General features: G+C 48.6%; 9 protein-coding genes. 8 read left to right on the top strand and 1 reads right to left on the bottom strand.

Translation table 11 applies throughout. The features are described 5' to 3' along the window. Positions 1 to 2 precede the first annotated feature (2 nt). The 3 genes from VB081_RS01115 to VB081_RS01105 all read left to right on the top strand — a co-directional run bounded on the left by VB081_RS01115 (position 3) and on the right by VB081_RS01105 (position 3,176). On the top strand, positions 3 to 1,442 hold the full coding sequence (locus tag VB081_RS01115) for a HAMP domain-containing sensor histidine kinase (RefSeq protein ID WP_323399028.1): 1,440 nt from the start codon (positions 3 to 5) through the stop codon (positions 1,440 to 1,442). 64 nt (positions 1,443 to 1,506) lie between these two features. Then, the gene (locus tag VB081_RS01110) at positions 1,507 to 2,166 is read left to right on the top strand and encodes a response regulator transcription factor (protein ID WP_323399027.1); all 660 of its coding nucleotides are present in this window, start codon (positions 1,507 to 1,509) and stop codon (positions 2,164 to 2,166) included. Then, positions 2,163 to 3,176 carry a sensor histidine kinase gene (locus tag VB081_RS01105; RefSeq protein WP_323399026.1) on the top strand — a complete coding sequence of 338 codons (1,014 nt, stop codon included), beginning with the start codon at positions 2,163 to 2,165 and terminating at the stop codon, positions 3,174 to 3,176. The genes VB081_RS01110 and VB081_RS01105 overlap by 4 nt, the downstream gene beginning before the upstream one ends. Before the next feature lie 40 nt (positions 3,177 to 3,216). Here VB081_RS01105 and VB081_RS01100 read toward each other — a convergent pair whose 3' ends face one another. Beyond that, entirely contained in the window at positions 3,217 to 3,840 is a 624-nt protein-coding gene (locus VB081_RS01100) for a hypothetical protein (RefSeq protein ID WP_323399025.1), read from the bottom strand. A 257-nt stretch (positions 3,841 to 4,097) separates the two neighbouring features. On the opposite strand from VB081_RS01100, the gene pduL reads away from it, so the two are divergent. From pduL to VB081_RS01075, 5 genes are all read left to right on the top strand, one after another. After that, entirely contained in the window at positions 4,098 to 4,736 is a 639-nt protein-coding gene (pduL, locus tag VB081_RS01095; protein WP_323399024.1) for a phosphate propanoyltransferase, read from the top strand. Beyond that, positions 4,737 to 5,423, top strand: a complete 687-nt coding sequence (locus tag VB081_RS01090; protein WP_323399023.1) for a hypothetical protein — start codon at positions 4,737 to 4,739, stop codon at positions 5,421 to 5,423. Between the two features lie 9 nt (positions 5,424 to 5,432). Further along, positions 5,433 to 5,771: a EutN/CcmL family microcompartment protein gene (locus VB081_RS01085; RefSeq protein WP_323399022.1), complete on the top strand. Its 339-nt coding sequence runs from the start codon at positions 5,433 to 5,435 to the stop codon at positions 5,769 to 5,771. Beyond that, the gene (locus VB081_RS01080; RefSeq protein ID WP_323399021.1) at positions 5,762 to 6,274 is read left to right on the top strand and encodes a EutN/CcmL family microcompartment protein; all 513 of its coding nucleotides are present in this window, start codon (positions 5,762 to 5,764) and stop codon (positions 6,272 to 6,274) included. The genes VB081_RS01085 and VB081_RS01080 overlap by 10 nt, the downstream gene beginning before the upstream one ends. Positions 6,275 to 6,324: 50 nt before the next feature. After that, positions 6,325 to 6,996 (top strand): aldehyde dehydrogenase family protein (locus tag VB081_RS01075; protein WP_323399020.1); only part of this gene is annotated, 672 nt, incomplete at its 3' end.

The raw sequence follows: 6,996 nt of genomic DNA, 5'->3' as shown, positions 1-6,996 counted from the left end.
GAATCAGCATCAAATGGAAAATATTTATATATATTTTGGTTTTTGCTGCTATTATGATTTTATTGTTATGGTTGTTTCAGATCGTGTTTTTAAATGACTTTTACCAGTCGATCAAGAAGGGCGAGATCAGGGACGCCGCACAGGTGATCGAGCAGAACATTGATAATGAGGACATCGACACGTTAATCGAACGCATTTCGCACCAATATGACGTCTGTGTGCGCATTGCAGATGAAAATGGGGAGAACGTTTATACTTCGGACATTATGCCGGACTGTGTGATCCATAAAATGCCGGCCTTTGAATTCTCGATCCTAGCACAGGACACGCAGGAGAACGGCGGAAGTATGCTGCGGATATTACCGCAAAAGAAATTCTCCGGGAACGAATATGACGCGCGGCGCTTTATGGGAAATGTTCCGCCACCAGATAGCGGAATCACGGAAAGTATGATCTACACGAAGACGGTGACAGCAGCAGACGGACAAACAATGCTGCTGGCGCTTAACTCGGTGATCACGCCTGTGAATTCTACGGTGGAAACGCTGCGTGTACAGCTGATATACATTACGGTAATATTGATCGTATGCGCATTGGTCATTGCACTGATTATCGCAAAGCGCGTGTCGAACCCGATCATCAAGATCAACAAGGCCGCAAAAAAACTAGCAAAAGCGCAGTATGAAGTGAAATTTGACGGACACGGATACCGTGAGATCGCGGAGCTTGCCGCGACACTCAACTATGCCGCACACGAGCTTTCTAAGGTGGATAATCTGCGTAGGGAACTGATCGCGAACATTTCACATGATCTGCGTACGCCGCTCACGATGATCACCGGATATGCGGAAGTGATGCGCGATCTGCCGGGCGAAAATACGCCGGAGAATGTGCAAATCGTCATTGACGAGGCACAGAGGCTGACGACTCTCGTAAACGATGTAATGGATATTTCCAAGATGCAGTCTGGTGCACAGGAGTTGAGGATCGCGAAATTCAACCTGACGCAAATGATACGCGATATCTTGACGCGCTATACAAAGCTTGGAGAGCAGGAAGGCTATCATATCTCCTTTGAACAGGATGGGGAGGTAATGGTAGAAGCGGACGAAGCGCGGATCGGTCAGGTGGTATATAACCTGATCAATAATGCCATCACCTATGCAGGAGAGGGAAAGAATGTTGTTGTACGCCAGAGCGTAGAAGGGGATACTGTCAGGATAGAGGTATGTGACGACGGGGAAGGCATTGCCGAGGAGCAGCTTCCGTACATCTGGGAGCGCTATTATAAGGCAAGCAAAACGCACAAGCGTGCGGCTGTCGGCACAGGTCTTGGGCTTTCGATCGTGAAAGGGATACTTGATATGCACGGCGCTGAATATGGCGTGAGCAGTGCACAGGGGAGCGGCAGTACCTTCTGGTTTATATTGAAAATTAAGTGATTCTTAAGAAATGATGAGGCGGTTTGCATTGTGGCAGCCGCCTCTTTTGTTTTATAATAGGAGTATGAAAATAATAATTGTAGAAGACAACCACAAAATAAGAAACGAGCTGATGAGCTTCCTGCAACGATACGGATATCAGACCGCAGGAATGGAGCATTTCGGCACGGTGGTGCAGGATATTCTGCACGAAAAAGGCGATCTGCTGCTTCTTGACATCAATCTTCCGGAGGTGGACGGGTATTCGGTTTGCCGGGAGATCAGGAAAACGTCGGATATACCGATCATCATCGTGACAAGCCGGAATACGGAAATGGACGAGCTGATGAGCATAAATCTTGGTGCGGATGATTTTGTGACAAAGCCATATAATACACAGATACTTTTGGCGCGTATCAATTCTGTTCTCAAGCGCGTGAACAAGAGTGTTGAGAGAATCGACTGCGGATGCTTCGCGCTGAATTTGGCGCGCAGCGTGATTGAACTTGGACAAAAAGAGATCGAGATCACCAAAAATGAACTGCGTATCCTGAACACGCTGGCAACGCATCGTGGAAGCATCGTAACGCGCGAAGAACTGATGAAAGACCTGTGGAACGATAATATGTTTGTGGACGACAATACACTCAGCGTGAATGTCAATCGTCTGCGCAAGAAAATGGAAGAAGAAGGCCTTGCGGATGTGATCGAAACGAAACGTGGACAGGGGTATCTGCTGCGATGAAATTGAGTGATTATCTGAAGGACAAAGCACTGTTTCTGGTCTGCGATTGCCTGATCATCTGCGGGCTTCCGCTGCTGCTTGTGCTGCTGGCCGCGGATATTACGCTGATCTTATTTTTTGTTGTGGTATTGGCCGCAGGGACGATCGTGCCGCTGGTCGTGGACTACATGAGACGCAACCGCTTTTACAGCAGCCTGTTATCGCTTTTCGATTCTTTGGAAAACAAAAATCTGATCAGCGAAGTGATGGAAAAGCCGCCTGTGCGCGAAGGCATGTTTCTGTACGATATGCTGAAAACTGCAAACCGTGATATGCTGGAAAAGATCGCGGAATATCGTTATGCGCAGGAAGAATACCGCGAATATATTGAAATGTGGGTGCACGAGATCAAAACACCCCTTGCCGCCTCTAAGCTGGCGCTGGAAAACCACAAAGACTATGTCGCCACAGGGATCGAAGAAGATGTCGCAAAAATGGAAGAGCTTGTAGAACAGGTGTTGTTCTATTCGCGGAGCAATACGGTCGAAAAAGATTATATGCTGCGCAAAGCCGATGTGCAGGATATCGTTTTTTCGGTGGCGCGTAAAAATGCACAGTTGTTCATTGAAAAGCATATCCGGCTGGAAACGGATGTAGAAGGGCTTACGGTATTTACGGACGTCAAGTGGATCGAGTTTATATTGAACCAATTGATCGTGAATGCGATCAAATACAGTGATAAGAGTGATGCGTATGTCCGTGTGACAGGAGAAAAGCAAAAGGATCGTGTGATATTACAGATATCTGATAATGGCACGGGAATACCATCAAACGAGCTTGGACGGGTGTTTGACAAAGGGTTTACGGGCAGCAACGGGCGAAAGTCGGCACAGTCCACCGGGTTGGGGCTGTATCTTTGCAAAAAGCTTTGCATGAAGCTTGGACATGGCATCGGTATTAAGTCCCGAGAAGGCGAAGGAACGACGGTCACGATCGTTTTTCCCAAAAGCTCTATGATGATGACAACATGAAAAAAACCGCCAATGGCGGTTTTTTTTCTTCTATTTGACCTTACGCAATTGTCAGGCTGTCCTTTACCTGATCGAACAGGCTGGACGATTGGTCGAAATGTTCTGTACTGTCCTGTAGCTGCAGACAGTATATTTTCTTATCGGTGGCAACAAAGACTGTGCGTGCGGTAAATGCTTCACTGCCATCCTGCAGTGTTCCAGTGACGTCAAAGGACGCGGCAGGATAACCGTCGATCTCATAATAAACGGGCTGTGTTGCGCTCGACTCCTTCATAGAGCCTTTTAACGTTTGATTGATGTAGGTATCCACATTCCTTTTCAACTCCTGTGTGAGGTCGTCGCTGCGGTCTTCGTAGTGGTCGGCCTGTGTCATGATGATGTATGCGTTCTTATTTTCCGGATTGGAATAATAAAAGAGATAATTCCGCATGTCGGCAACATCGCTGAAATCTTCGAGCTTCCACGGATCCAAAAGCAGTGAATCGTCGATCTGTGCAGATGTGCTCTTTGCAGATGAAGCGGATGGCGAGGGGGAGGCAGCCGATTCGGATGGCGCCGCGGCTGCTTCTGTTGCAGGCACGGTGGAAGGCGGTGCGCTGCAAGCAGTCATCACAAAGGCAGAGAACACCAAAAGTAATGTTACAAAGGAAACGATTTTTCTCATGATTGACTCCATTCATATTGTAAGATTAGCAATAGTATAACAAAAAGGGAACGCGCAAACAAATGAATATTTCATGAATTGAATCGAAATAAGGAAAGAAACCACATAAAACAACAAAAACACAAAAAAGTAATTGACAACGACCGCCGGAACGATTAATATAAAAGTATCAAAACAACGCTGTTTTATGGCTAATCTGTAATGTTGTGGAATTTTTTGGAAAATAATTTTTTAAAATGTAAATAGGGATCAATCAAATGGATAAAAGCGCGATCAGGAAAATTGTTGAAACTGAAGTTGTTGCAAGGCTGATGGAGCAGACCGGCAGGCGTATTGTGCCTGCGGCGGTCTCTAACCGTCACATCCATTTGTCGCGCGGCCATGTTGAACAATTGTTTGGTGCAGGGCACCAGCTTACGCCCATCAAGCCGCTTTCGCAGCCGGGGCAGTTTGCATGTGAAGAAACGGTGACGATACAGGGACCCAAAGGGTCTATCGCGAAGGTGCGGGTACTGGGGCCGGAACGGCCGGATACGCAGATCGAGATATCTGCTACGGATTCATTTAAACTCGGCGTGCCTATTGTCGTGCATATGTCGGGCGAAGTACAAGGAACGCCGGGTTGTACGATCACAGGGCCCAAGGGGACGATAGAGATTGCGCACGGGCTGATGATCTCTAAGCGGCATCTGCATATTTCGTCGGAGCAGGCGCAGCAATATCGATTGAAAAACGGAGAGACGATCAAATTACGGTTTGGTGGATCCCGTCCTATGGTTTTTGAGGACGTGCTGGTGCGTGCCGGAAACGGACATGAACTGGAAGTGCATTTGGATATGGACGAGGCGAATGCCGCCTTGATCAAAAACGGCGATTATATGGAGATCGTGGAATAAATGGTGCAGACGGATAATTGGGACGAACTCGTTCGTTCCATCGTGGACAGTGTCTTAAATCGGATCGAGCGGGAACGACCTCGCGACGAACATGTCGTGGGGACGCTTGCGCTTTTTACGACGTATGTCCCGTCGCCCAAGACTGCAAATGAAAAGCTGGTCTCCTTATATGGAGAAGATATTGAGTGCGCACTCCACGAAGATGCGGATTTTGAACCCTTTGGATTGGAAGCGATGCGCATTGAAGATAAGAGTGATGAAAAGCTGTTGCTGCAAAAAGCTGCTTCTAAGGGACGGATCGTATTGGTTACGCCTAAGATCAACCTTTTGAAACGGATCGCGGACGGCGACGACGACGGATTCATCGAACACGTTATGCTGCGTTCGCTTTTGTGGGGCAGAAAGGTCTGCATTTTACTGGATTTTAACACACCCAAGTTCAAGCGGGGCACTTTTTTTGAGAAGATCGGCGATGTGATAGATTCGCTGACATCGATGGGAATACAGGTAGCGCAGTATGATTGCGCGGGTGAAAAGGAAGTTGCTACCCTTACGCTGGTAACGGAAAACGAGATAGAGCAGGCACGCAGAGATGGTAAGAATTCCGTTGTGTGTGCGGCGGATGCGATCGTCACGCCGCTTGCGCGCGAGCGGGCGGCAGAGCTTAATATCTCGATTGATCGATAGGAGAAAAACATGCTGATTGGCAGGGTAAAAGGAACGGTTGTCAGTACCAATAAGACGGATGCGCTTACCGGTTCGAAATTGTTGATCGTACAGCCGGTCGATATCGAGACGTTTGAAGAGAAGGGCGAGTATGTGATTTGTGTGGACGATGTGGGCGCGGGTGACGGAGATATCGTTATGTGTGCTTATGGCAGTTCGGCACGCCAGACGGATACGTCGAAGAAATATGCATCAGATTACAGCATTTACGGGATCGTGGATTATATCAACATCAAAGAGAAGCAGACATACGACAAAGCGAAGGATAATTACGATCCGAAACAAAAGGAGAAGGAATCATGCAATTAGCAAGAGTGGTCGGCAGCCTTGTCAGTACACGGAAATCCGATAAGCTGCACGGCATGAAAATATTGGTGGCCGTTCCTGTGGATATGGATACCTTCGAAGAAAAGGGAGCGCCATTTGTAACGATCGACGCGATCGGTGCGGGCGAAGGAGAAGTCGTGATGTGCGTGGGTGGAAGCTCGTCGCGCCAGACGGAGATGACAGAAGGAAAACCGGTCGATAATACGATCGTGGCGATCATTGACAGCGTAGACGTGCTGGGGCGGCGGTTGTTCGATAAGGCTGGAGATATGCGGCAAGAGGCTGAAAAACCGGAACCACAGGTGCGCGAAGAAGAAGTCGTCATGGTTGAAGAAGCAACCGTTGAAGCACATGAGATACCGCAAATAACCGAGGTGGCAGAGACGATCGTTGTTGAGAAGCCGGAAGCGGTGGCAGAGCGGGATAATTCGTTTGAACGGGTACGCGAATCGCGGCGGGAACGCAGTAAAAAGAAAAACAAGTAAGGATACATAAATCAGATTTGGATTGATAAGATAGAGAGGGTGTTTAAGGCATGGAGTATTCGGATGTTCAATTGAGAGACATGATCAAAGAGGCTGTGCAGCGCGCGTTGCAAGGGGTTGCGACACCTGCGTGTGGCTGTGAAGGAAGTTCTTTTGGGTCTGCATGGATGTTTGACGACGCAAACCAGGCGGTCGCGGCTGCCAAGGCTTCGCAGAAACAACTGGCGGAAATGACATTGGAAAAACGGGGGCTGCTGATCGCGGCAATGCGTCAGGCTTCCCTGAAAAACGCGGAATATCTTGCCAAGCTGGCAAACGAAGAAACCGGCTATGGCAGATATGAGCATAAAATCATGAAGAACAAACTGGCAGCGGAAAAAACGCCGGGGATCGAAGATTTAAGGCCGGTTGCCTTTACGGGCGACAACGGGATGACGCTGATCGAGGGCGCGCCGTTTGGCGTGATCGGCTCGATCACACCGTCAACAAACCCGACTTCCACAGTCATCAACAATTCGATCAGTATGATCGCTGCGGGCAATGCGGTCGTATACAATCCGCACCCGTCGGCAAAGCACGCTTCGCAGGAAACGATGCGTATCTTAAATGAAGCGATCGCGGCGGCAGGCGGCCCGCCGGCGCTTATTACGACGGTAAAAGAACCGTCGCTCGAATCCGGTAAGATCATCATGGAGCACAAGGATATACCGATCCTCTCCATC

Source organism: Christensenella sp. (assembly GCF_034927525.1).
In the GTDB taxonomy this organism is placed as follows: Bacteria; Bacillota; Clostridia; order Christensenellales; family Christensenellaceae; genus Christensenella.
This window is presented reverse-complemented; position numbering and strand designations above follow the sequence as displayed.